We start from the raw sequence: 23,866 nt of genomic DNA, 5'->3' as shown, positions 1-23,866 counted from the left end.
GACATCCCGAGGTTGGTGCAGACCGCCTACGACGACCCGGTGGTGGGGCCAGCCGACTGGCATCCGGCGATGCGGGAGGCTGATCAGGCGAGCGGCAAAAAGCAGCAGGAGCACCGCGACCGCGCCGACCGGTACCGGCTCGGTGGTGTCGCCGGGAGCGCCACTGCCCTGCTCGGCTGGCTGAGCGCGCACATCGGCGACGCCGACGCACATGGCAACGACGCCCGCGGCCGGGGTCACGTCCGCGCCGACTCCGCCGAGAGCCTGGAAGTGATCCTTCTGGTACGCCGGGACGGCCGGCTGCGCATCCCGAGTTGGGTGCCGGACGATCCGGACCGCGAAGTGCCCACCGAGATGGCGCCGGACCATCGGCTCGCCCGATCGATCGCCCGCTGCACCATCGCGTTGCCGAAGGTGATGACCGGCGGCCTCGACGCCGTGATCGCGGAACTCGAAGCCCGGAACCACTTTCCGGCGTGGGACGAGTCGCACTGGCTTGCCGGCGAGCTCGTTCTCGACTTCGACGACGACGGCAACGCCCAGGTCGCCGGATTCAACCTGCACTACGACAACGACAACGGCTTGACCGTGACAAAATCAGACGGCGGTCGATGACCGGACTCGGCCGGCGGGCCGACTGCCGAGCAGAGCCAGTAAGGTCTCCCCGTCCGCCGCCGGAACGATCACCGCGTACGCGGAGAGCAGCGCCACAGCAGCTTGTGTTGCACCCTGACATGGCCGGGTAGTTAACGGACACCGCGCAAATGATTCCATGAACCATTTGTACCACCGGTACCGGCGTTGTCGATTGCGGCCTGGTCGATCACGACAGATCTCTCCCCCGGCGGCATTGCAAGGCGATAAGCGTATCCGTCGCCGACCCGGAAGGTGTGACCTGTTTGTGATCCCGTCAACCACGTGCCGTCTGCCGGATAATAGTTCAGGTGACTCCATGGGCTGCCAGCACCACCACTTCCAGCATTATCAATCGCATCCTGATCGACAACGACAGTCGGCTGCGATCCGTCATCTAGTACCCAGCTGAAGACGTACAGCGGAGCCCCACCCGCAGTCCGGTAAACCTGACCGGTCTGGCCACCGACGATGAACGTGCCATCCGCCGGACGATAGCTAAGCCTCAATCCGTGGACTCGATAGGACTTGACGGCAGTCATCGACACTTGACGATTATGTCTGGCGGGTGGTGGATGGGGGCGTGTCGGATCTGCTGGCCTGACTGCCAGCTTCCCTCGGTTGTTGCGATCGTGGCGGCGTGGGGGTTTCGCGGTGCTGGTCAGGTGCTCGTGGTGCCGGGATGGGTGTTCAGGTTGTGAAGACGGCCATCCAGAGGTGTTGCCAGGCTTGGGCTTTGGGCCAGTGGGCGGGTAGGTGCAGCACGGGGCGGCGTTGTGGGCGGGCCAGGCGGGCGGGAACGTTGACCAGTTCGCGGCGGAGGGTGGCGCCGCGGGCGACGGCGTGGCGGGTGGTGGCGGTGAGCGTGCCCGCGGCGCGGAGCAGGTTGTGGGTGATCGCGGCGAGCACGCTCCAGGCGGCGTTGGCGGCGAATGAGCCGGAGGGCTGGTGGGCCCAGGGTCCGTCGATGAGGTCAGCCCAGACCTGTTCGCAGATGGCGTGGGCGCGGTGGGTGATGTCGGCTTGGGCGACGGGCTCGACGTTGTTGGTGAAGAACGGGTGGTGACGCCAGACCGGGAACAGCGGGTCCTGGGTGTTGGCGTCAAGGACCCGCCGTACGACCAGCCAGGCGGTGATTTCGTATGGGGTGCCGGCGAAGGCGGTGTACTCGATCTCGGCCACGTGGGCGTGGGAGATCAGTTCGCCGGTGTCGGGGTCGGTGACAGCGCCGGGGTACTGCACCGGAGTGTACGCATCGTCGGGGATGCTCGCGACCGCGGCGTCGACGGCGGGATTGCGGGCGATAGTGAATGAGAACGTGGCTCCGGCTTTGACGATCGCGGCGATGGTCTTGCCCGAGCAGAACGCCGAGTCGCCGCGGACCACGATGGTGGCCGGGTCGGCTCCCGCCTCGATCGCGGTGTTGATCGCTTCGACGACCATGGTCGTCGCGCCTCGTGCCGACCCGGCCCTACCCGCGCGCAGGCGGACCCCGGCCAGCACCGGTGCCGCTTGCGGTGTGGAGATCGTGACCGCCAACGGGGACAGCCCGCGCCGCAGCACGTTCTTGCCTGAGATCTTCGTGTGGCCGAATGAGGCGCCCTGCTTGGCTTTGCTGTAGACCGGCCGCAGCAGCGAGTCGATGTCTATGAATGCGCGTTCGGTGATTCCGGCCAGGACCGTGGTCCGCCCGGCCAACGCGATCAACGACGTGCGCAGCACCGCGCCGAGTTGGCGAACATGGCCGAACGTGAACTCCCGCAACAGGATCCCCAACGTGGCGCAGGCATACACCGCGCGGAAGAGTTTCTTCATCCCGCCAGCGCGGATCACGTCCAGGTCGTCGATGCTGTCAGCCCCGGCAGCCATCCCGGCGATGATCGACAGTAGCTTCGGCGTCGGGTTGGCCGCCCCGGACTTGACCCGCTCACTGGTGAACCGCACATGCTCATCGAGCAGCCGAGACAGCCCGGCTTGTTCGGCCAACGCCATCAGCGGTACGAGTCCGGCGTGCGACACGAGATTCTCCTCGTCGAAGACCGCGCTGTCGCCACGCCAAGCATGAGATCCTTGCACCGAGAGTGCCTTCCTGACTGGAAATCGATCGTGTTCTAGACAAACCCGATCATCCCAGCTCAGAGGGCACTCTCACTGCATCCATACTGTGATTCGGACATCACCCAACCAGGCAGGTCCACGGATTGAGGCTAAGATGGCTCCACGGACTGCCAGCACCACCACTTCCAGCATTATCAATCGCATCCTGGTCAACAACGACAGTCGGCTGCGGCCCACCAAACGGCACCCAACTAGACACATACAACGGAGCCCCACCAGCAACCCGAAAAATCTGATCAGTCTGACCACCAACAATGAACGTGCCATCCGCCGGATAATAGGGAAGCGCGTTCAGCTGCGCCACCGAAATTGGCATCGTCGGCTGCGGCCCACCAAACGCATCCCAACTGGAGACGTGCAGCGGAGCCCCGCCAGCTATGCGATACACCTGTCCGTTCTCTCTTACGACGACAAAGGTTCCGTCATCGATTCCTACGTCTCGTACATGAATAAACTCCGCTGCAGCAAATTGTGCTGCGGCCAGGGCCGCCGCGAAAAGCGCATAAGTGAGTGGTCGACAGCGAGAGAGAAGTTGCGATCCCTTCGGCCAAACTTTCCTTAGCGCAATCGGATCCGGCACGCCCTGCCCAATCGGCACAATCGCTCCCATGAAGTAGGCCGCAAGAGCAGATCATACACCTTCATCGATTGATGGCGCGACAGTCGAAGCAGACTGCTGTCGTTGATCCGTCACTGTCGACGTCAGGTTTGCACCTCTGAGCGCATCCACACATGCCGCCGACAAGGCGTGGTCGCGGCTGCTACCGAGACAGGGCAGGGCGGACGGCGTGCGGTCCAGATCGTCAGGCAGCGCCTGCAACCGGTCCCGGCATCGCAGGCAGTTCCCGGCAGCCTCGACCAGTCCGATGAACTCGTCACGGCGGTCCAGCGAGGCGAGCCGAGCAACACCTCGTACCGCTCGGGACGGCTCGCCGGAGCAGTGCGGATCGCGGCACAATCGCCGTAGGCCTGACCGGCACCGATCCCCGCGAGAAGGTACTCCAGCTCGGTCGCGGCCAACGTAAGCCTGCCGACGGCCAAGACCGTCTCCTCGGTAAGGACCCATCTCCCGCGTACGCGGGGAGCGGCAGTGCACCTGGCTGGTCGCGTTCGATGCGCGGACACCATCCCCGCGTACGCGGGGAGCAGACCGTGCACGAGTACGGCATCCCGACTTGGCAGGGACCATCCCCGCGGACGCGGGGAGCAGGGCCGGGCAATTATCGACATGAGCGTAAGCGGAGGACCATCCCCGCGTACGCGGGGAGCAGGAGCGGTAGTACAGGTAGGACACCATGCCCTAGGGACCATCCCCACGTACGCGGGGAGCAGCCACGCCCAGGAACCCGGCGACCTCCGGCACCGGGACCATCCCCGCGTACGCGGGGAGCAGTTGTGTGACACGGCGGGGACTGCCGTTTCACTGGGACCATCCCCGAGTACGCGGGGAGCAGCTGCAGAACCTCTGGGGCGAGGCCGCATCCGCCGGACCATCCCCGCGTACGCGGGGAGCAGGCCGATGCGGCACACCTCGGCTCCTGGGGCTGGGGACCATCCCCGCGTACGCGGGGAGCAGGGCTTCCCGGTCGTAGATCGTGACCTGCCACGAGGACCATCCCCGCGTACGCGGGGAGCAGCGCGGTGCCGGTCGGCACCGGACACTGAGATTGGGACCATCCCCGCGTACGCGGGGAGCAGTCCACACCTACCGCCCGAGGTGATCCATGGCAGGGACCATCCCCGCGTACGCGGGGAGCAGCTGACCATCTTCTACGGCCGCAACTTCACCGCGGGACCATCCCCGCGTACGCGGGGAGCAGGGTTTCGGCTTCGTCTGTGATGTCGGTGCTGCGGGACCATCCCCGCGTACGCGGGGAGCAGCGCGACGGCGCCGACTCGGTGAACGACCTGGCGGGACCATCCCCGCGTACGCGGGGAGCAGGGATTAGCCTCCAGGTCCCGCGGCAGCGTGGGAGGACCATCCCCGCGTACGCGGGGAGCAGCCGATGGCGTGTCGGCGGGCATTGCCCGCGTAAGGACCATCCCCGCGTACGCGGGGAGCAGTGCGCATGACACCGCGCACACACCCCGCGCAAGGGACCATCCCCGCGTACGCGGGGAGCAGAACACGATCAGCTTCGCGCGGGCGTTGCGCATGGGACCATCCCCGCGTACGCGGGGAGCAGTCGTGGCCCGTAGCCCCGGTTGGTTGCCGGCCGGGACCATCCCCGCGTACGCGGGGAGCAGTTGGCGGGCGGCCCGGGGAGACTGGTGCCCCGGGGACCATCCCCGCGTACGCGGGGAGCAGGAAGGCCACCGGGTGGTCAGCATCCGTAACGAGGGACCATCCCCGCGTACGCGGGGAGCAGACGTGCCGGGCGCGAATCGACTGGCTGCCGTACGGACCATCCCCGCGTACGCGGGGAGCAGATACCTGTCAGCAATTGGGCGTGATGCGCGCAGGGACCATCCCCGCGTACGCGGGGAGCAGTCCTTAGGCCGGCTCGGGTGTTACCAGCACCCGGGACCATCCCCGCGTACGCGGGGAGCAGGTGCGGCGCGCTGGCCGCTGCTGGGCTGACCCGGGACCATCCCCGCGTACGCGGGGAGCAGCGCAGCAAGCAGCCCGAGCGCACGGCGAGGAGGGGACCATCCCCGCGTACGCGGGGAGCAGCCTGGTCGCGGCAGGCTCGGAGATCGTCGCGGGGGACCATCCCCGCGTACGCGGGGAGCAGGGTTTCGGATCTCATCGACTTTGTAGTGGTCCAGGACCATCCCCGCGTACGCGGGGAGCAGGGTGCGGCCGTGCCGGGTAGAGCCGCCGGCCGGGGACCATCCCCGCGTACGCGGGGAGCAGACCAGGCCCAGCTGCTGCCCCAGACGCAAGACGGGACCATCCCCGCGTACGCGGGGAGCAGTCCCGCGCGTCTTCGCGCCGACCCCAGACGACGGGACCATCCCCGCGTACGCGGGGAGCAGACCCGCTGCCGTACCGCCCGGACCGCAACGCCGGGACCATCCCCGCGTACGCGGGGAGCAGGGGTGGCGCCCCGCCCGGCCCGCGGGCTCACCGGGACCATCCCCGCGTACGCGGGGAGCAGCTGCGGCCGGTGCTGCGCGGCTGCTGACCCTGGGGACCATCCCCGCGTACGCGGGGAGCAGGGCTACCCGGAGCCGTGACCTCGCCAGCAAGAGGGACCATCCCCGCGTACGCGGGGAGCAGGAGTCGACGCCAAGACAGATGGCGCCACCGATGGGACCATCCCCGCGTACGCGGGGAGCAGGTCGGCTACCAGGCGAAGCAGCGCGATTTCCGGGGACCATCCCCGCGTACGCGGGGAGCAGCAAAGCCCATCCAGCAGGCGTCAGAAGCCCTGGGGACCATCCCCGCGTACGCGGGGAGCAGTCGCCGTCGACGAGCCAGCCGGCCACGGCGAGGGGACCATCCCCGCGTACGCGGGGAGCAGACCGGTTTCGGGTCGACGGTGGCGATCGCGTTGGGACCATCCCCGCGTACGCGGGGAGCAGCACCACGCGGTCGGCTCACTCGCCGCCGCACTGGGACCATCCCCGCGTACGCGGGGAGCAGGGACTCCACCGCCGCCTTGATCAGTTCGGACAGGGACCATCCCCGCGTACGCGGGGAGCAGACTTGTTGAGCTGGGCTCCTACGAGGTTACCGGCCGGTTTTCGTTCACTTTCATTTGGAGGCTCGTCCAGAGTCAGTAGGGGCACGGTGGCGGATGCTGGCAGGCTACCTGGCCAACTCGCCTCCGGCAGTAGATGGCGTACAGGCAGCAGATGTTGGCATGCCGGGTAGCGGCTGTCGGGCCAGTTTCGCCCTTTGTGGACCGGGCCATCGACCCGTAGCGTGGCAATCGATCCCAGGCGATCGATCCGGAGATGGTGAACGTAGTCGTGCCGCTCCCCCACTGCCCCGAAGGAGAAGTGATGAAGCCCAGGAAGACTCTGGCAGCCGGCCGAAGACCGGCTGTCGCCGTACTCGCGGCTGTCGTGATGGTGCTCGGCGTCGCGCAACCGGCGCTCGGCTCTGGCGTAGACAGTGCGGCGAGCGACGTGGTGGCGCGGGTTCTGAACGCCGCAGACCCGAGTACGGCGTACCACGGGTTGTCGACGGCGGACCGGGCCGCGTTCGACCGCAGGATGCTGCCCGCCAGGTCCGTCGTCTCGGTGGAGATCGAGCCGGCGGACGCCGTGGCGCGGAGGAACGCCGAGGCCGGCAACAAGCCGGACAGGGTCTCCGGCCAGGTCGATGGATGCTGGTACGCCAGAGGCTGGGACTCCCGGCAGACGGCCGGTGGCGACCCGCTCTACACCTTCTGGACGATGATCTACTACTGCGCGGTCGGCCAGACCGTCACCGAGGTCAGCATGTACGACTCGGGCAGTGAGATCGTCGCGCCCGGCTGGCGGTATGACGGGATCCAGGCCGAGGACACGGGCATCGTCCGCGACCAGGCACGCGGCTGGGCCAAGCACCGCTTCGTGCTCAGCAACGGCGAGCTGGACGTGTGGCAGCGCAACCACTGCATCCGCGTGATCGGCACGTACGCCGGTACCAACTACTCGGACGGGTTCTGCTTCCTGCAGCTGATCCCACCACGGTAGACCACGAGTACGTCGACCCGGTGGCGGATCGAGGCAAAGGCACCTGGCTGCGTCCGCCACCGATGGTCAACGGTGGGCGGCAGGTGGTTGATGATGGTTGCCCACCGGACGGGAGCAAAGGCCGTTTACGGCGTGGCGGACGCCGCATCCGGTGAGGACTGCTCAGCAGCGAGCGCTTGTGCGACGTTCCTCAACACGTTGCATCCAGCGGCTTGCTGCTGGGCCGTTCAGAGCAGTCGCCGTTGTACGACATCGGCGACGATGGTGGTGACGACCTTGTCGACAGCTCCAGCGTCCGGCGGGGTGCCGTTCCGGGCGGTGAACAGTAGGTGCCCTGCCCCGATCAGCGAGAGCGCGAGCGAGTCGATGTCGGCGTCGGCCGCGATGCGGCCCATTTCGCACTCGGCGGTGAGGTAGGAGGCGATCATGGCGCTGGCCTCCGTCAGGACCGGGACGCGATGGGCTGGTCTGGCTTGGCGTAGCCGGGCGCGCAGTTCGTCCCGGAAGATGACCAGGCTGATGATCGCCACGGCGACCGGGTCGAACAAGTCCGTCAGCGTGTCGGTGAGATTGTCAGCCACGCTGCCGGTCCCGGCGGACTTGCGCAGGGCGGTGGCCTGGTCCTCGATCCGGGCGATGCGGTCACGCACGAGTTCGGCAAGGAAGGCGTCGAAATCGGCGAAGTGCTTGTGCAGCACGCCCTTGGCGCAGCCCGCCTCGGTGGTGACCGCGCGGCTGGTCAGCGCGCTCGGCCCGGCCCGCAGCAGGATGCGCTCGGCGGCGTCTAGCAGCTGCTTGCGCGCGTCCCGGATCTGTATCCCGGTCGGCATTCCGCGCACTCTCCTTGTGCTCGCCGTTGACGAGTGGGCATATGCCCACTACGGTGGGCGCGTGCCCACGGTACCGCAGGAGCAATCACGTCCGTCTCGGCCCGAGCTTCACCAGGCCAGGCAGGTGGCCGAGTCGTTCGGTGCGGAGGCCGAACGCTACGACCGGGCCCGACCCCGCTATCCCGACGCCCTGGTGGACCGGATCGTCGCCGCCAGCCCCGGACCGGACGTCCTTGACGTTGGCTGCGGCACCGGCATCGAAGCCCGGCAGTTCCAGTCGGCCAACTGCACGGTGCTGGGTGTCGATCCGGACGTACGGATGGCCGAGTTCGCACGCCGCAGTGGGGTCGAGGTCGAGGTGGCGACGTTCGAGGACTGGGATCCCGCCGGCCGAGTCTTCGACGCGGTCGTCGCGGGGCAGGCCTGGCACTGGGTGCACCCGGTCGCGGGTGCCACCAAGGCCGCGCAGGTGCTGCGTCCCGGTGGGCTCCTGGCGGTGTTCGCGCATGTGTTCGAGCCTCCGCCCGGGGTGGCGGATGCCTTCGCCGCGATCTACCGACGGGTGGTGCCCGATTCGCCGTTCACTGTGCAGTCGACGAGGAACGGCGTGGACCTCTACCAGGCGATGTTCGCCAAGTTCGCCGATGGGATCCGCGAGGCGGGCGGATTCGGCGAACCGGAGCAGTGGCGGTTCGACTGGGAGCAGTCCTACACCCGCGACGAGTGGCTGGACCTGCTGCCCACCACCGGTGGTCTCACGAAGCTTCCGCCGGACAAGCTGACACAGGTGCTGGAGGAGGTCGGGTCCGCCATCGACAGGATCGGGGGCGGCTTCACAATGCCGTACACCACATTGGCGGTCACCGCAGCTCGAACCCGCGCCACCTGACCCGGCCCAGCGGCCTATCCGCTGCGTTCAGGGACGCTGACCTCAGACCAGGATGCCGCCCCGGAGACCACGGCTAGCTGGCCGCGTTTGGCTTCTGGCAGGCCGTGCCGGGACCCTCCCCGCATGTGCGGGGAGCGGTTCACGCCGGCGGTGGTCGCACCGTTCCACTCGGGACCATCCCCGCGTGCGCGGGGAGCAGTGGTCCTGGGCTGCCCGCTGCCTGCTGCTCGGGAGTCCGGGGACCATCCCCGCGTGCGCGGGAAGCAGGGGATTTTCGTGTATGGGCTTGTGCGCCCATACGGACCATCCCCGCGTGCGCGGGGAGCAGCGCGCGGGCATCAAAAATTCTGGAAACGGGGACCATCCCCGCGTGCGCGGGGAGCAGATGGAATGGTTCCGTCCCATTGCTGGGAATAGAGGACCATCCCCGCGTGCGCGGGGAGCAGGGATCTGGTCGGCCAGGTCGGCGACCCGGTCGGGGACCATCCCCGCGTGCGCGGGGAGCAGAAGGTGCGGCCGGCCGGTCGGCCGGTGTTGGGGGGACCATCCCCGCGTGCGCGGGGAGCAGGTCGCCGGAGACCACCGCGACCCGCAGTGGCCGGGACCATCCCCGCGTGCGCGGGGAGCAGTCCGGCCCGATGTCAGCCAGCATCCACCGCGAGGGACCATCCCCGCGTGCGCGGGGAGCAGGACGCGGTCGATGCGCTGGATCCGGACCAGGAGGGACCATCCCCGCGTGCGCGGGGAGCAGTGGCGCCACGCCCGCAGCGCCGCACCGCCGGACGGACCATCCCCGCGTGCGCGGGGAGCAGCCGTCAGCGCAGACGACCCTGTTGAGCACGGCGGGACCATCCCCGCGTGCGCGGGGAGCAGCTTGAATGTCTGGACTCACATGCCTGACTGTAGGGACCATCCCCGCGTGCGCGGGGAGCAGCGGGCCGACCCAGGAGAGACCTTGCCCCGCCGCGGACCATCCCCGCGTGCGCGGGGAGCAGCAAACGTCAGGTGCTCGCATCTGGAGTGCAACGGGACCATCCCCGCGTGCGCGGGGAGCAGGCCGACAGAGTCGGCTACCGCATGACGGTCCCGGGACCATCCCCGCGTGCGCGGGGAGCAGGTGGCCTACCGGGGGGTAGGGCCAGGCGCGGCGGGACCATCCCCGCGTGCGCGGGGAGCAGGAGTGGGCGAGCAGAGCCATGGGTGCCGGACGGGGACCATCCCCGCGTGCGCGGGGAGCAGGCGATGCTTCCGTGGCTGGGCTCGCGCACCTCGGGACCATCCCCGCGTGCGCGGGGAGCAGGGTGTACGCAGCGGCACCCCGGCCGATTCGCCGGGACCATCCCCGCGTGCGCGGGGAGCAGGTGTGCAGGAACAGGGTGGCGCCGGGAGACCCGGGACCATCCCCGCGTGCGCGGGGAGCAGGCGAACCGACTGTGCACCCCCGATTCGTGCCCGGGACCATCCCCGCGTGCGCGGGGAGCAGGGTCCGGCTGCCCGATTGTCGCAGCGGGCCGCGGGACCATCCCCGCGTGCGCGGGGAGCAGCACCGAGCAATTCATCAAGCAGACCGCGGCCGAGGACCATCCCCGCGTGCGCGGGGAGCAGCGCCTATGGCCGGGCGACGTCTCCGGAGGCCCGGGGACCATCCCCGCGTGCGCGGGGAGCAGGGGACGGTCGACGGCGCTACGGCCTATGTGTTGGGACCATCCCCGCGTGCGCGGGGAGCAGTGGCTGGCGTACGCATCACCACTACCTAGGTTGGGACCATCCCCGCGTGCGCGGGGAGCAGCCGGTCACCGGAACCCGGTTGACCGAGTCCCGGGGACCATCCCCGCGTGCGCGGGGAGCAGTGTTCGCCTCCGGCAACGAGGTCTTCTGGCGCAGGACCATCCCCGCGTGCGCGGGGAGCAGGCGGGCGGCGGCGTGTCCGTGGTCGCCGGCCGGGGACCATCCCCGCGTGCGCGGGGAGCAGCTGCCGGTGGGCGTGGCGGCCGGCTCGGCCTGGGGACCATCCCCGCGTGCGCGGGGAGCAGCCGCACCACGCGACGTGCCCCGACGCGCACCTGGGACCATCCCCGCGTGCGCGGGGAGCAGTCCCAGGTGGCCGGCCCTACGCCTGCGAGCCGGGGACCATCCCCGCGTGCGCGGGGAGCAGGCCAACGTGACGTCGACCGGCGAACCGGAGGCGGGACCATCCCCGCGTGCGCGGGGAGCAGGACAGCTCCGGCCGGCCGGCGCTCGAGGTCGGGGGACCATCCCCGCGTGCGCGGGGAGCAGACCCGCTTCGATGATCCGTGTTTGTTGAGCAGGGGACCATCCCCGCGTGCGCGGGGAGCAGAAGCCCCGGCCGGGTTGGCCGGGGCTTCATCCGGGACCATCCCCGCGTGCGCGGGGAGCAGACGGCCGGCACCGCGAGCGGGCAGTATCAGCGGGGACCATCCCCGCGTGCGCGGGGAGCAGGCGAGCGTGTACCGGCCGGAGACGAGCCGCCGGGGACCATCCCCGCGTGCGCGGGGAGCAGTCGGCCCGGTCCCACACCCGGATCCTGCCGTTGGGACCATCCCCGCGTGCGCGGGGAGCAGTTCGGGACGCGTCTCGCGGATGAGGGCGTGCCGGGACCATCCCCGCGTGCGCGGGGAGCAGGTGCCCTGCGGGATGAACCGGTCGAGCATCACGGGACCATCCCCGCGTGCGCGGGGAGCAGGATGATGCACGTTAACCACGTCGTTACCGTCCGGGACCATCCCCGCGTGCGCGGGGAGCAGGCGGTGACGTCGCCCAGGTCCTGGCCGCGCAGGGGACCATCCCCGCGTGCGCGGGGAGCAGACCCGCTGCCGTACCGCCCGGACCGCAACGCCGGGACCATCCCCGCGTGCGCGGGGAGCAGCATGCCCTGTGACCGTCAGCGGAAACATACGTGGGACCATCCCCGCGTGCGCGGGGAGCAGCTCCCCAGCGTCATCCACAGCGCTGTCCACAGGGGACCATCCCCGCGTGCGCGGGGAGCAGGTCGGGGTGGCGACCACGTCGCAGCTCGGTACGGGACCATCCCCGCGTGCGCGGGGAGCAGGAGATGGGCGCCCCACACCCACGGCCGCGCCTGGGACCATCCCCGCGTGCGCGGGGAGCAGATCGACAACCCGAAGCTCATCACCGCCGAGCTGGGACCATCCCCGCGTGCGCGGGGAGCAGACTTGCTGAGCTGGGCCTTTACGCGGTTACCGGCCGGTTTTCCTTCACTTTCATCGGAGGCTCTGTCCAGGTTCCGGGAGGTGACGAACGCTGACGCAGGCAGGGTACCTGGCCGCGTCTGCAGCCTAAACGGCGTCAATCATCTTGAACAGGCTCCACAGAGGCACGTCGACCAAGTGGCGGATGCAGGCAGGGATGCCTGCATCCGCCATCGAGGGTCAGCGGGCGGGCAGGTGGCGGGTGAAGGTGGCCCACTGGGCGAGAGCGAAGGTCAGGACCGGACCGATCGTGTCCTTGCTGTCCCGTACGGCGACTACATCGGTCAGGTTCGTCGCAACTTCGACGCAGTTGCCGACGTTGCCGCTACGGCTACTCTTGCGCCAAACGGCGCCGGTCAGTTCGACCACTGGCAAGTGCCTCCAATGCAACTCTGATCATTTCCCGCGACGCGACTTCGTCGAGGGCACGGCGTTCGAGATCAGCCCAGACTGCCTCGTAGGACCTGATCTCGTCAGCCTTGTTGAGGTAAAGCGCTCCGGTAAGCGTGTCGACGTAGGCCAGCGGCGGTTCGACAGGATCACGGCTGAGGGGAGCGTTCGGGAAGTTCAGGATGCTAAACGCCGAGTTCATCCCACTGTGGGCACCGATCGAGTACGGGAGGACCCTCACCGAGACGGAGAAGCGCTCAGTGATCTCCAGAATGCGCCGGAGCTGCTCGGCCATCACCTCGATACCGCCGACCGGCCGGCGTAGGACCGCTTCGTTGAGGATGACACGCAGGTGCGGTGGGCGTGGGGCGGTCAGGAGAGCCTGTCGTTCAAGCCGGACCTTCACCCGTCGATCGATCTCCTCGTCACTGATCATGCCCTCCGGCATGCGAGTGATCGCCTCCGCGTAGGCGCGCGTTTGAAGTAGGCCAGGAACCGCTTCCTGCTCGTACTGGCGGATCATGGCGGCGCTGTCTTCGAGGGAGACGTAGAGGCCGAACCAGGCGGGCAGGGCCGAGGCGGTGTAGTCGTGCCACCAGGCGCGTTTGCGAACCTCCCGGGTCTCCTTGGTCAGCGCGAGCAGTCGTTTCCGGGTCGGCGGGGCGACCTGGTAGAGGTTGCACATCGCCTCGACGTCGATGTCGCGGAAGCGGATCCGCTCGTCGCCGGCCTCGATGCGCCAGATGGTCGAGGCGCCGCGTTGCAGTGCCCGCGCTGCGGCGTCCTGGCTGATGCCGGCCGACTCACGCAGCACGGTGAACCAGCGGCCGATGTGTCGGCGGAGCAGGGTTGTGCCGATCGTGCCGGACAAATCGCTCGCCCCCTTCAGCTCTGTGGTGAGTGTAGTCACCCACGTGGCGGACAATCAACTGACGGACGCCTTCATAATCGTGAAGGCGTCCACCACAAAATTGATTGTTGACCACTTGCTGTTGCCCAGGTGGATAACCGCGCACCGCGCCTTGTCTTTCGCATGGGGTCCACGTTAGATAACTCATGCCGATGCTGTCCATAGTCACCCGCCGCAGCCGCCCTCCCCAGTGCTCGGCTGCGGCGGGCCGGCATCGCCGCGTTCCCACCTGCCCAGCCGACCCCTGCACGCTTGGGAGGAAAATCGAATGCTCGACGCTCTCGCGTTCATTGCCGCCGGATTCTTCCTGGGCATTCCGCCCGGTCTGCTGCTCTGCCGGATCCGGCGCCGCTGGTGCCCGTCGTGCGGGCATACCTTGCGCTGCCCGGAATGCGGTTCGGGGCAATTCGTGACGTTGGACGTCGGTCGCCCGCCGGGGCGCCGTTGGCTGCCCGGAGCCGGCCGGTGAGCGCGACGACGGCGGCCGGCGGCACCGCCGAGCACCTGGCGCAACGGCCGTCGTGGCGGTGCCGGGTGTGCGCCGACCCGTGGCCGTGCCGGACCGCCCGCGAGCAGCTGGTTCACGCGTACGACCGGATCGGGTTGTGTCTGTATCTCGCCGACCGGCTCATCGACGCCGTCGCCGACGGGCTCGGCCCGTCACCGGCCGGGCTGTACCACCGCTTCCTCGGCTGGGCACGGACCGCGCACCGCGACCCGGCCGACCGACCGACATCGACTGGAGGATAACTGTGGAAACCGGGATCACTGTCCGGCCGGCGGAGTCCGGCGACCTCGGCGAGCTGGCGTCGCTGCTGGCCGAGGCGTTCGTCGCCACTCCGGTGGCGTCCTGGCTGATCAGCGACGTGTCCATCCGCTACACGACGTTCCTGCGGGTGTTCGAGGTGGAGTTGGCGCACGCCCTGGTGCACGGCGCCGTCGAGGTGGCCGGCAACCGGGAGGGGGTCGCCGTCTGGCAGTCGTACCCGATGCGGTTGGACACCGCGACCGACCACGAGCGTGCCTATCTCGGCGCGACCGGCGACTTCCGGCGGCGGTTCGCGCACCTGCGGCTGGTGCGGGCCGAGCACCGGATGGCGGCGCTGCGGCTGCCGGGCGGGCGGGAAGTCGGGCCGGGTGGACGGGAGCTGGTGTATCTGGCGGCGGCGCCGTGGCTGCGTTGCCGGCGCATCGGTGCGGCCCTGCTCGACCACCACCACCGGCAGCTCGACGCGGCCGGGCTGGTCGGGCACACCGTCACCGACGAGGAGTACGTGCGGGACCTGCTGTGCCGGCGTGGCTACCGTACGCCCGGTCCCCGGCACCTCTCCCCCGCCGGGCCGCCGCTGTGGTCGCTGCGCCGTGACCCGTTGCCGGACCGGCGGGCGCGACCGGCCCACCGTCGCCCGGCCGACCGGGTCACAGCGCCGGTCGCACGATGAAGGTCGCGTTGCCGGCGGTGGCGCCCCGGTTGAGCTGGGCGATCTCCACGTCGTCGCGGTCGTGGTGCAGGTAGTGGCTGGGATAGTTGTACGCCCGCAGTGAGGTGTGCCGGCCGGTGAGGCCGGTGACCGGGCAGAAGGTGGCATCGGCGCGGAACAGCGCGGAGCCGTCGGCCCGGTGCAGGCGGACCCGGAAGTCCTGGTGGCGCAGGTAGTAGCCGGGCAGGTTGACCGATTCGAACGAGACGCAGGCGGAGCTGGCCAGGCCGGCGCGGACGACGAACGCGGCGTCGGCTCTGGTCTGCGCGCCGCTGGTGGCGCCGACCGGGTCGACCCGGGCTTTGGAGTCGCGGTGCCGCACCCGCTCACCGGTGCGGTCGGCCGGCTCCAGCCCGACGCGGGTGCCTCGGGTCAGCGGGACCTCGGTCGTGGCGCTCGGGGTGGTCGGCGCGGGCGCGGCCGGTCGGGTCGGTGCCGGGGCGGCCGTGCTGGGTTCGCGGGTGCCCGGTGGCGTCGCGGTCGGGCTTCTGGTGTGTCGTGGGGCGACGCCGACCGGGCGGGGAGCGCCGGCCGTGGTCGAGGAGTCCGGTTGCGTCGACGGGTCGGGTCGGCCGCCGGGGCCGGTCTGCCCGGACGTGGCTGGTGGCCCCGGGTAGGGCAGGTAGTCGCCGGACCCGGTCTGCCCGGTGTCGCTTCCCGTGCCGGCGGCGAACTCGCCCTGGATCGGCTCGGCCCCGGTGCCCTGGTAGGTGAGGGTGACCCCGACGAGTACGGCGGCGGTGAGTACGGCGGCGGTGCCGACCAGCATGCGGTGCTCGGGCTGGGTGATGAACCGGCCATGGCCGGGGCCGGCACGGTGGCTGGCCGGGGCCGTGGTGGTGCCCGGCGATGCGGTGCCCGACGGGCGGGCCGACGCGGCCGGCGAGTCGGTGTGCAGGGGGCGCACCCGGCCTGGTTCGCCGTCCATGGGCAGCCACGGGCCGATGCGCAGGCGGCTACGGTCGGCGTCCCGATCGGACATGGTGGTCCCTCCGCTCCCGGATTGCTCACCGCCCGGACATGTCAGATCACTGCGGCGCATACATTCTCATTTCCGCCCGGGATGCGCTAGCCCTCTGGCCATCTGAAGTTGATCTCGGTGAATGATTGCGGGGTCGGGCTACCGTTGCTGGAGTGGCCTGCCGAGCCCTGGTGCCAGGGGTTTCCATCGGGGACGATCCCCGGGACGTGAACGGGCAACCACGATCAGTAGAGTGGGGACGTGTCTCTATGGATCGCAGCGACGTGGGGACTGGTCGGCAGCATCGTTGCCGAAGCGCTGAACCTCTACGGCATGATGCGCCCGACGACCGAGTCGAAGGGTCGCTGGCAGTGGCCGTGGCGGACCAGGCGCGACCGGCCGATCATCGTTTTCGCGGTGGTGTTGCGGGCTGTCGCGGGGACCGGGTTGGCGGCGGCCGCCGGGGCCGGCGGGGTGGCGACGACCGCGTTCGCCACGTTCATGTTCGGGGTGGCGGCGCCGTTGTTCATCGCGAAGATGTTCGACCGGCTCCGGGTGATCGACCAGCCGTCGCAGCGTCCGCCGCTGGACGGCGGAGGGCCCGACGATGAGCGGCACTGATCGCGGGTTTCTGTCCCGGCTGGTCGAGGCGCTGGCGGCGCGTCCGGCGGAGACCACGGTGTCGATGCCGTTGCCGACCGGGACCCGGGTCGCGGCGGCGTTGGCCGCCCGGCCGGTGGTCGGGCAGGGTGCGATGCCGCTGCCGGCGCTGGGCAGGTTGACCGCCGCGTTGGCCGCCCGCCCGCTGGACGATTCGGTGACCAGCCGGCCGGGGCTGCTGGGCCGTGACCGTGGTGACGACAAACTCACCGGCAAGGTCAAGCTGGTGGTGGCGGAGTATCTCGGCACCACTGTGGATCAGCTGCGGCTGGACTCGGACGGCAACATCGGCATCCGCGCCGGATCGGCCATGATCTTCGTACGGGCGCAGGAGGACACGCAGCTGGTGGACGTGTTCTCGCCGCTGCTGGTCGGGGTGCAGCCCAGCGAGACGCTCTACCGCCGGTTGTCGGATCTGACCAGTTCGATGCTGGTGAGCCGGCTCTACTGCACCGGGGACACGGTGTGGGCGTCGATTCCGGTGTTCGGGGCGGACTTCCAGTCACGGCATCTGGTGCTGGCGATCCGGGCGATGGGTGAGTTGGCCGACGATCTGGACGACCAGCTACGGCAGGAGTTCGGCGGCAGCCGGTTCTTCGGTCCGGAGTCGATCGGGCTCGACCCGGTGGCGGTGCCGGATCCGACCGGCTACCTGCGGGAGATGGCCGAGGCGGGTGATCCTCCGGCCCGGCAGATCCTGGTCGACCTGTTGGCCGACCGGGGGCACGTGGACGAGTTGCGGATGCTGGCGGCCAGCGGCGACTGGCACGCGGCGGCCCGGCTGGCCGCGCTGCTGCACCGCCAGGGCGAGCACGACGAGGCCGAGCGGTTCCTGCGGCTTGCCGCCGACCAGGGTGAGCCGTCGGCGCGCACCGAGTTGGCGTCGCTGCTCGCCAGGCGGGGTCAGCTGGACGAGGCGATCACGCTGCTGCGGGCCGGGTTGGCCGACGACGACTGGCACGGGCTGGGCCTGCTGGTGAACCTGCTGGCCCGGCAGGGTCGCCTCGACGAGGTGACGGTGTTGCTGCGGGAGCGCCCCGGCACCGGCACCGGCTGACCGGTCGGAGCGGACCGGTGTGGTCTGGTCAGCCGGCGCCGGTGGTGGTCAGGGGTTGGCCGCCCGGCGGCGGGCCCGCAGCGCCAGCCCGACGCCGGCGAGCAGCAGCGCGACGGCCAGTGCGGGCAGGCCGACGTACGCGGCGGTGCGCAGCCCGCTCCCCCGCTGTTCGTCGGAAGCGTCGGCACCGTCGTCGGCCGGGTCCGCGCCGGGTGACGGCAGCACCGCCCGGGCGCAGGCCGCCGGATCGCCGCCGTCCTCGCCGTCACCGGCGACCTCGAAGTAGAACTTGCCGCTGATCTCGTGGCCGTCGGCGGAGGTCGCCTGGTAGCCGATGGTGTGTACGCCGACGGCCACCAACGGCTGCACGGTCGCGCACAGCGTCTTCGCGTTGACCACGACGGCACCGCCGATCGGTACGGCGACGTCGTCGGGGCCGGTGACGGTGATCTGCTGCGCACCGGTGCCGTCGAGCGGGCCGAAGGTCAACGCGATGGTGTCGACGCCGGGCGCGACCGTGTCGCCGGGGCCGGGGGCCGCGGCGACGAGCTCGGTGTGGGCCTGCGCGGCAGCGGCGGGGAGGGCCACCACCGCTGCCGCGCAGGCCAGGACCGTGACGAGACTCAGAAGTCGGCGCATGCCAGCCGGTTGTCCATGGCTTCCGTCGGGTGGATCACGATCGACTTGGCGGCGTCACCGACCTGCTGTTCGTTGGTGATGGTCGCGGTGCCGGTGCCGTCGGTGCCGGCGGTGAAGCCGAGGTGCACCTCGTTGGGCGGCATCTCGGGACCGTTCGGGTCGAACTTGAAGTGCGGTCCGCCGTTGTCGGCGGCGCACTCCTGGGCGTGCAGATGGCTCACGTACTCGGCACCGGCCTCCAGCCCGGTCATGGTGATGGTGACGGTGGTGCCGTCGTCGGTCTGCGCCAGCCAGGCGGTGCCGGCGACGTCGTCGGAGCCGGGCGGGCGGGTGTCGAGCAGGACGAACGACGCCTCGACGGCACCTTCGATCTCGTTGGCCGGGGTGGCGTTCGGATCGTTCATCATCATCCCGTCCATGCCGTCCATCCCGTCCATGCCGTCGGAGGGCATGTCGCTGGGCATGTCGGATGCTGATTCCGAGGCCTGCGGGGTCGAGTCGGCGGAGTCGGCCGACGTGTCGTCGCCACAGCCGGCGGCGAGCAGGCCCACAGCGGTGAGGCCGAGCACGGCAGCTGCGGTACGCCAGCGATCCGATCCGTTGAGTTTCACCTGTTCTCCCTGCTTCTACGACTACTTTGGGCCGGTTCCGGCAATTTGCCGGTCGCTAGTTCAGTCGGACAGGGCCGGCGGAGAGTTCCCGCGGTGACCGAATCGGTACGAAGGCAGCAAGAATCAACGTACGGCGGCCATGGTGGCGAGCAGTCGCTCACGCAGGGCCTGCGCCTCGTCATCGGCCTGCGCGAGATCGACGACGAGATCGAGCGCTTCGTCGCACCGGGAACAAGCGTCGGTCCGGCGTCCGGTCTCGACGAGGATGTCGGCGAGCACGCCTAGGCCGCGAACGCGGCGGTAGTTGTCACCGATCGCCTCGCTCAGTGACAGCGCAGTCTCGACGTTCTGCTCCGCTTCGGCGTGGTGACCGAGCAGGCGGCGCGCGTCGGCGGCGGTGGTCAGCGCGTCGCAGTGGTGCGCGTCGTCCGGCGATCGCTGGTAGATGGCGATGGCGGTCGTGCAGAAATCGAGGGCCTCCGCAGCGTTGCCGAGATCGAGTTGCAGGACGGCCATCCGCACCGCGATCCGGCCCTCGCCGCGAAGCTCACCGACCTGATGGAAGCGGTCCGACGCATCGGTGTAGCAGCCGGCGGCGCGATCGAACTGGCGGAGCGCGCGGTAGGCGTCGCCCATCGCGGTCAGGTTCGCTGCCTGGCCGAGGAGGTAGCCAGACTGCTCCGAGGCACGAAAAGCCTCCCTCAGCAGCGCCACCGCCCGGGCGGGGTCACCCGACTTGAGGTAGGCGGAGCCAAGGTTGTGCAGGCCGGCGTTCTCGCCCTCGGCGATGCCCTTGCGGCGCGCGGTGTGCAGGGCCTCGACGAAGCCGGCGGCCGCGCGCGGGTAGTCATGCCGGGCGAAGTGCGTGGCGGCGATGTTGAGCATCATGCCGACGTGACCGAGGTCGTGGCGATCGGCCGCCGCTGCGGCGACCGCTGTGTGCAGCAGGTCGAGGACGTCGTCCTGGCGGCCGGACCGGCTGAGTGCCTGGTGCACGTTGCCGGCAATCTGCCAGGCGTACCGGGGGAATCCGGAATCAGCTGCGGCTGTTACGACGGCGCCGAGGTTCGGGCGTTCCGCGGTGATCCACGACATTGCCTCGGTGTCGGTCGTCAGCGGCTGCGGTGTCGTCAGCAGCGCCGGTGGCATGTCCGGAACCGGTTCGTGTCCGGGTGCGAGCAGGCGAGCTGCTCTGGAAGCGCTGTGCAGATACCAGTCGAGTATCCGGTGCAGGGCCGCCCGTTGTTCGGGCGCGGCGATGTGTCGCGCGGCGAGACTGACGGCGTACAGCCGGAGGAGGTCGTGCATGCCGTAGCGGCGGGGGGTCTTGGCGTGGTTGACCAGATTGGCGCGGACCAGGGCGTTCAGCGAGTCGCTCGCGACGTTCGCGTCCCCGAGCAGGGCACTTGCGGCGCTGATGCTGATGGTGGATCCGGGGAAGAGTCCGAGCAGCCGGAACAGCCGGGCGGGGTCCGGAGCGAGAGCTTGGTAGGACCAGCCGAAGATGGTTCGCAGGGTGATATCGCTGCTTTCGTCGGCGTCGCAGTCGAGCAGCTCGGTGGCGAGCTCACCGGCCAGTTCCGCGATGTCGATCCCGGGTCGGTCGCTGACGTACGCGCCGATGATGCTCAGGGCCAGTGGTAGCCCGGCGGAGAGTCCGGCGAGAGCGCGCAGGCTGTCGGGCTGGTCGCGGACCTGCGCGTCACGGGTGAGACGGTCGAGCAGCACGTGCGCCTCGGCTGCGGTCAACGGTCGGACCGGAAGGTGGCGGACCCCGGCGAAGACCGGCAGCCAGCGCAACTGGTTTCGACTGATCACGATGGTCAGACAACCGGGGGCGTTGGTGAGCAGGGGGCGGACGTGTTCGGAGTCGCGTACGTTGTCGATAACGACGAGGAGCTTTCGGTCGTGCAGTATCTGCTGGTAGCGCTCACGGCGCTGTTGCAAATCGATGGGTACGCGTGCGGGTGGTACGCCGAGCGCGATGAGGAAGCGGTTCAGAGCCTCGGCGGGCGCTACTGCGGAAACGGGACCGTATGCCTCGGCGTCGAGATAGAGCTGTCCGTCGGGAAAGCGGTCTCGCCGCAGGTGTGCCCAGTGCGCGGCGAGTGCGGTCTTGCCGACTCCGGGCATCCCGGCGAGCAGGACGGTTCGTACGGTTGACCCTGATTCGATCTCGTCGAGAAGGGCGAGCAGATTCTCGCGGCCGGTGAAATGTGCGGCTTTCGGGTGAACCTGTTGGGGCACCGGATTGGGGGTGGCTGCCGCGGTCCGGTTGGTGTACCGCTCGTTGCGGGTGCCGTTCGACCGGCTCGCGACGATTTTGCGGTCCGCGCGAATGAGTTCGTTGAGATCGATGGCCGGATCGAGTCGCATCGTCTTGCGGTAGGTGCGGTGGAAGTCTGCGGAGAAGATCTTGGCCTCACCCAGGCGGCCGGCACCCAGCAGTGCCCTCACCCATATCGCGGCGAGCTCCTCGCGAAGCATGTTGTCCCGGATCAGTGGTTCGAGATCGCGCAGGACCTTCTCGTGCTGGCCGGTCATCAGCCGGCTCGTTGCCAGGAGCTGGTGCGCTTCGAGGTAATTGTCGTGGATGTCCCGGCGTAGATGCTCGGCGCGCGCCGAGCGGAGGTCGGCCAGCGGCTCGTCGCGCCACAGGGCGACCGCGCTGTCCAGCAGGGATATTGCCTGGTCATGCTGCTGCCCGCCGGCCGCCGCCCGCGCTTGGCGGACGAGTCGGCGAAAGCGGTGGTAGTCGATCACGTCGGGATCGATGTCCAGGCGATAGCCACCGGCTCCGCTGACCCGGGGCAGCACTCCGTCGAGGCCGGCACCGCGCAGCACAGCCCGGACCCGGCTGACAAGTTCGTGCAGGCCACGCCTGCGGGACTCGACAGATTCATCGGGCCACAGATACTCGACTATATCGTGTGGTCGGACAATATTCCCGGCTCGGTATAGCAGCACGGCGAGCAGCGCACGCTGCCGCGTCGGCCCGAGCGCGATCTCCGCCTTGTTGATCGACAGCGATGTCGGGCCGAGTATCACGAACTCCACCAGGCCACCTTTCTCGCCGACCAGACCGCGATCAACATCAATTGTTGACAGTGCGCCGGCCGACTCCAAGACCACATACGCAGAGTCAGAATTCCGACATTCCACCGCAGGGCAATGAGCAAGCCGCCGGCAAGGCTACCGGCAAGTCAACAACCAACCTCGACGTACACGCTTCCGGCTACACCCACCCAAACCCATCGAGGAGGCTGAGGTGGCCGTAGCGGAATGGTCGGCCGTACCCATCGGGATCGACGCACGCCAGTGGATTACTCGCGCTGGGTGCCGCAAGGTACTTGCTATCGCCCATACGATGGCCAGCAGTCAACGACTGCTCGACGTGATCGAGTACGTCGAGGAGGACCCACGTGTCCAGGTCGTCTTCACTGTGGCTCCGGATGTTTTCAACCGCGGTGTGGCGGAGTATCTGGAAAGCCTCGGCGCCCTGCTGCTGCCCTGGCAGCAGGCGATCAACCACCACTTCGATCTCGCTGTGACAGCGTCTTACGGCGGGCTGCACCAGGTCCACGCGCCGCTGGTGGTGATGGCGCACGGCGCCGGGCACGGCAAGGCCGTCCGTCCGCCCGAGCGTTGCGGACCACTCAGCCGCGAAGCTGCGGTCTATGGACTTGACGCGCAACGCCTTACCCGCGACGGGCGTGTCCTCGCCGCCGCAGTCGTGCTCTGTCACGACGACGAGCTCGACACCCTGCGGCGCCAGTGCCCAGAGGCGGTGCCGGCCGCCTTGGTCGCTGGCGACCCCTGCTACGACCGGCTGGTCGCCAGCCTGCCGTTACGCCGGCAGTATCGGCGTGCGTTCGGCATCGACGACCGGATGCAACTGGTCGTGGTCGGTTCCACCTGGGGTCCGGGCGGTCTGTTCGGCCGGCTGCCGGACCTGCTGTCAATCGTGATGGAACAGCTTCCCGCAGACCGGTTCCGAGTCGCAGCGCTGCTCCACCCTGCGGTGTGGGGAGCGCACGGGCACCGGCAGATCCGCGCCTGGTTGCGCGGCTGTCTGCAGGCCGGGTTGGTGCTGCCCGATCCGGCGCAGGACTGGCGGGCCCTGGTCGTCGCGGCCGACTACGTCATCGGTGACAACGGCTCCGTCACGACCTACGCCGCCGCGCTGGGTCGTCCGGTACTGGTTGACCAGTCCGCTTCGGTGACTGTTCCCGGGTCTCCGCAACACACCGTGCTGACCAGTGCAGCCAGACTGCGGCCCGACCTGCCGGTGCTGCCGCAGTTGCGTCAGGCGCCGCCGATTGACTACCACGCGGTACGCTCCGCACTGACCTCGCGGCCGGATGCCGCAGCCAGTCTGCTCCGCCGGCGGATGTACGAGCTGCTCCAGCTTGCCGAGCCCGGGCGGCATCGGTCGGCGAGTGCCGTCGAGGTACCGCGCCTGACACGGCCGCCCATCGACCCGCAGGGTGCACGATGAGCCGGGCCTGGACCGAGGAAGCGCCGGTGGTCGTGGTCCTGCCTGCCGGCCCCGGCACAAGTGTCCCGGGGCTTCGGCTGTCACTCGCCGATGTGATCATCGATCCGTCACCGGGCCAGGCGCGATGCCCACGCTGCCGCTGCCGGGAACTCCTCGGTCGTCACCCCGGAGCAGCTCTGGTGCTGGTGGCAGGCGTCGGGCCGGCTGCAGCCGGCCGTGTCGCCGTCGTCTGCGCCCGGGATGGCGCCCTGGCGGTCTGCGGTGTCGGTCGGATCGCTACGGCGAGCACGGACCAGCTCGTCGAACTCGGGCGGCTCCTGTTCCGGCACT

18 protein-coding genes, 1 pseudogene and 2 CRISPR repeat arrays are annotated in these 23,866 nt (G+C 69.5%); of the genes and pseudogenes, 8 read left to right on the top strand and 11 right to left on the bottom strand.

The window, feature by feature from the left end:
• Window positions 1-615, top strand: a pseudogene (locus ACN27F_RS34290) (CRISPR-associated helicase/endonuclease Cas3); the annotation flags it as partial.
• Window positions 616-746: 131 nt separating this feature from the next.
• On the opposite strand, the gene ACN27F_RS34285 reads toward ACN27F_RS34290, so the two are convergent.
• From ACN27F_RS34285 to ACN27F_RS34275, 3 genes are all read right to left on the bottom strand, one after another.
• Complete coding sequence (locus ACN27F_RS34285; protein WP_421430469.1) at window positions 747-1,181, bottom strand: hypothetical protein; 435 nt, start codon at window positions 1,179-1,181, stop codon at window positions 747-749.
• Window positions 1,182-1,323: 142 nt separating this feature from the next.
• Window positions 1,324-2,709 (bottom strand): IS1380 family transposase, encoded by a 1,386-nt coding sequence (locus ACN27F_RS34280; RefSeq protein WP_421430468.1) that lies wholly within the window; start codon window positions 2,707-2,709, stop codon window positions 1,324-1,326.
• A 100-nt stretch (window positions 2,710-2,809) separates the two neighbouring features.
• Window positions 2,810-3,361: a hypothetical protein gene (locus tag ACN27F_RS34275; RefSeq protein WP_421430467.1), complete on the bottom strand. Its 552-nt coding sequence runs from the start codon at window positions 3,359-3,361 to the stop codon at window positions 2,810-2,812.
• Between the two features lie 510 nt (window positions 3,362-3,871).
• Window positions 3,872-6,401: direct repeats of the CRISPR family, unit length 29 nt; unit sequence GGGACCATCCCCGCGTACGCGGGGAGCAG.
• Between the two features lie 301 nt (window positions 6,402-6,702).
• Here ACN27F_RS34275 and ACN27F_RS34270 point away from each other — a divergent pair.
• Window positions 6,703-7,380 carry a hypothetical protein gene (locus tag ACN27F_RS34270; protein WP_421430466.1) on the top strand — a complete coding sequence of 226 codons (678 nt, stop codon included), beginning with the start codon at window positions 6,703-6,705 and terminating at the stop codon, window positions 7,378-7,380.
• Between the two features lie 227 nt (window positions 7,381-7,607).
• On the opposite strand, the gene ACN27F_RS34265 is transcribed toward ACN27F_RS34270, so the two are convergent.
• Complete coding sequence (locus ACN27F_RS34265) at window positions 7,608-8,210, bottom strand: TetR/AcrR family transcriptional regulator (protein WP_421430465.1); 603 nt, start codon at window positions 8,208-8,210, stop codon at window positions 7,608-7,610.
• A gap of 61 nt (window positions 8,211-8,271) precedes the next feature.
• Here ACN27F_RS34265 and ACN27F_RS34260 point away from each other — a divergent pair, with 61 nt between their 5' ends.
• Complete coding sequence (locus ACN27F_RS34260; RefSeq protein WP_421439869.1) at window positions 8,272-9,099, top strand: class I SAM-dependent methyltransferase; 828 nt, start codon at window positions 8,272-8,274, stop codon at window positions 9,097-9,099.
• Window positions 9,100-9,208: 109 nt separating this feature from the next.
• A CRISPR array of direct repeats spans window positions 9,209-12,291; the repeat unit is 29 nt; unit sequence GGGACCATCCCCGCGTGCGCGGGGAGCAG.
• A gap of 218 nt (window positions 12,292-12,509) precedes the next feature.
• Here the strand turns inward: ACN27F_RS34260 and ACN27F_RS34255 are convergent.
• Entirely contained in the window at window positions 12,510-12,698 is a 189-nt protein-coding gene (locus ACN27F_RS34255) for a DUF397 domain-containing protein (protein WP_421439867.1), read from the bottom strand.
• A complete protein-coding gene (locus tag ACN27F_RS34250) occupies window positions 12,661-13,629 on the bottom strand; it encodes a helix-turn-helix domain-containing protein (RefSeq protein ID WP_421439866.1) in 969 nt (322 codons plus the stop codon). The genes ACN27F_RS34255 and ACN27F_RS34250 overlap by 38 nt, the downstream gene beginning before the upstream one ends.
• Before the next feature lie 465 nt (window positions 13,630-14,094).
• Between ACN27F_RS34250 and ACN27F_RS34245 the strand changes: the two genes are divergently transcribed.
• On the top strand, window positions 14,095-14,379 hold the full coding sequence (locus ACN27F_RS34245) for a hypothetical protein (RefSeq protein ID WP_421439865.1): 285 nt from the start codon (window positions 14,095-14,097) through the stop codon (window positions 14,377-14,379).
• A gap of 2 nt (window positions 14,380-14,381) precedes the next feature.
• Window positions 14,382-15,071 carry a hypothetical protein gene (locus ACN27F_RS34240; RefSeq protein ID WP_421439863.1) on the top strand — a complete coding sequence of 230 codons (690 nt, stop codon included), beginning with the start codon at window positions 14,382-14,384 and terminating at the stop codon, window positions 15,069-15,071.
• Here ACN27F_RS34240 and ACN27F_RS34235 read toward each other — a convergent pair.
• On the bottom strand, window positions 15,049-16,092 hold the full coding sequence (locus ACN27F_RS34235; protein WP_421439861.1) for an AbfB domain-containing protein: 1,044 nt from the start codon (window positions 16,090-16,092) through the stop codon (window positions 15,049-15,051). The genes ACN27F_RS34240 and ACN27F_RS34235 overlap by 23 nt on opposite strands.
• Window positions 16,093-16,332: 240 nt before the next feature.
• Between ACN27F_RS34235 and ACN27F_RS34230 the strand changes: the two genes are divergently transcribed.
• Both ACN27F_RS34230 and ACN27F_RS34225 read left to right on the top strand, forming a co-directional pair.
• Window positions 16,333-16,692 carry a hypothetical protein gene (locus ACN27F_RS34230; RefSeq protein ID WP_421439859.1) on the top strand — a complete coding sequence of 120 codons (360 nt, stop codon included), beginning with the start codon at window positions 16,333-16,335 and terminating at the stop codon, window positions 16,690-16,692.
• Window positions 16,679-17,788 (top strand): T3SS (YopN, CesT) and YbjN peptide-binding chaperone 1, encoded by a 1,110-nt coding sequence (locus tag ACN27F_RS34225; RefSeq protein ID WP_421439857.1) that lies wholly within the window; start codon window positions 16,679-16,681, stop codon window positions 17,786-17,788. The genes ACN27F_RS34230 and ACN27F_RS34225 overlap by 14 nt, the downstream gene beginning before the upstream one ends.
• 48 nt (window positions 17,789-17,836) lie before the next feature.
• On the opposite strand, the gene ACN27F_RS34220 is transcribed toward ACN27F_RS34225, so the two are convergent.
• The 3 genes from ACN27F_RS34220 to ACN27F_RS34210 all read right to left on the bottom strand — a co-directional run bounded on the left by ACN27F_RS34220 (window position 17,837) and on the right by ACN27F_RS34210 (window position 22,095).
• The gene (locus tag ACN27F_RS34220) at window positions 17,837-18,427 is read right to left on the bottom strand and encodes a copper resistance CopC family protein (RefSeq protein WP_421439855.1); all 591 of its coding nucleotides are present in this window, start codon (window positions 18,425-18,427) and stop codon (window positions 17,837-17,839) included.
• Entirely contained in the window at window positions 18,412-19,038 is a 627-nt protein-coding gene (locus ACN27F_RS34215) for a hypothetical protein (RefSeq protein WP_421439853.1), read from the bottom strand. Before ACN27F_RS34215 ends, ACN27F_RS34220 begins: the two co-directional genes overlap by 16 nt.
• Before the next feature lie 123 nt (window positions 19,039-19,161).
• Window positions 19,162-22,095, bottom strand: coding sequence for an AfsR/SARP family transcriptional regulator (locus ACN27F_RS34210; protein WP_421439851.1), 2,934 nt, complete (start codon window positions 22,093-22,095; stop codon window positions 19,162-19,164).
• A 310-nt stretch (window positions 22,096-22,405) separates the two neighbouring features.
• Between ACN27F_RS34210 and ACN27F_RS34205 the strand changes: the two genes are divergently transcribed.
• Complete coding sequence (locus ACN27F_RS34205) at window positions 22,406-23,536, top strand: hypothetical protein (protein ID WP_421439850.1); 1,131 nt, start codon at window positions 22,406-22,408, stop codon at window positions 23,534-23,536.
• A 107-nt stretch (window positions 23,537-23,643) separates the two neighbouring features.
• Here the strand turns inward: ACN27F_RS34205 and ACN27F_RS34200 are convergent, their stop codons facing one another.
• Window positions 23,644-23,865, bottom strand: coding sequence for a hypothetical protein (locus tag ACN27F_RS34200; RefSeq protein ID WP_421439848.1), 222 nt, complete (start codon window positions 23,863-23,865; stop codon window positions 23,644-23,646).
• Window position 23,866 lies beyond the last annotated feature (1 nt).

Origin of the sequence: Solwaraspora sp. WMMB335, assembly GCF_049179075.1 — a bacterium.
Taxonomy (GTDB): domain Bacteria; phylum Actinomycetota; class Actinomycetes; order Mycobacteriales; family Micromonosporaceae; genus Micromonospora_E.
Note: the sequence above shows the minus strand (reverse complement) of the source record. Positions and strands in the feature narration are given on the sequence as shown.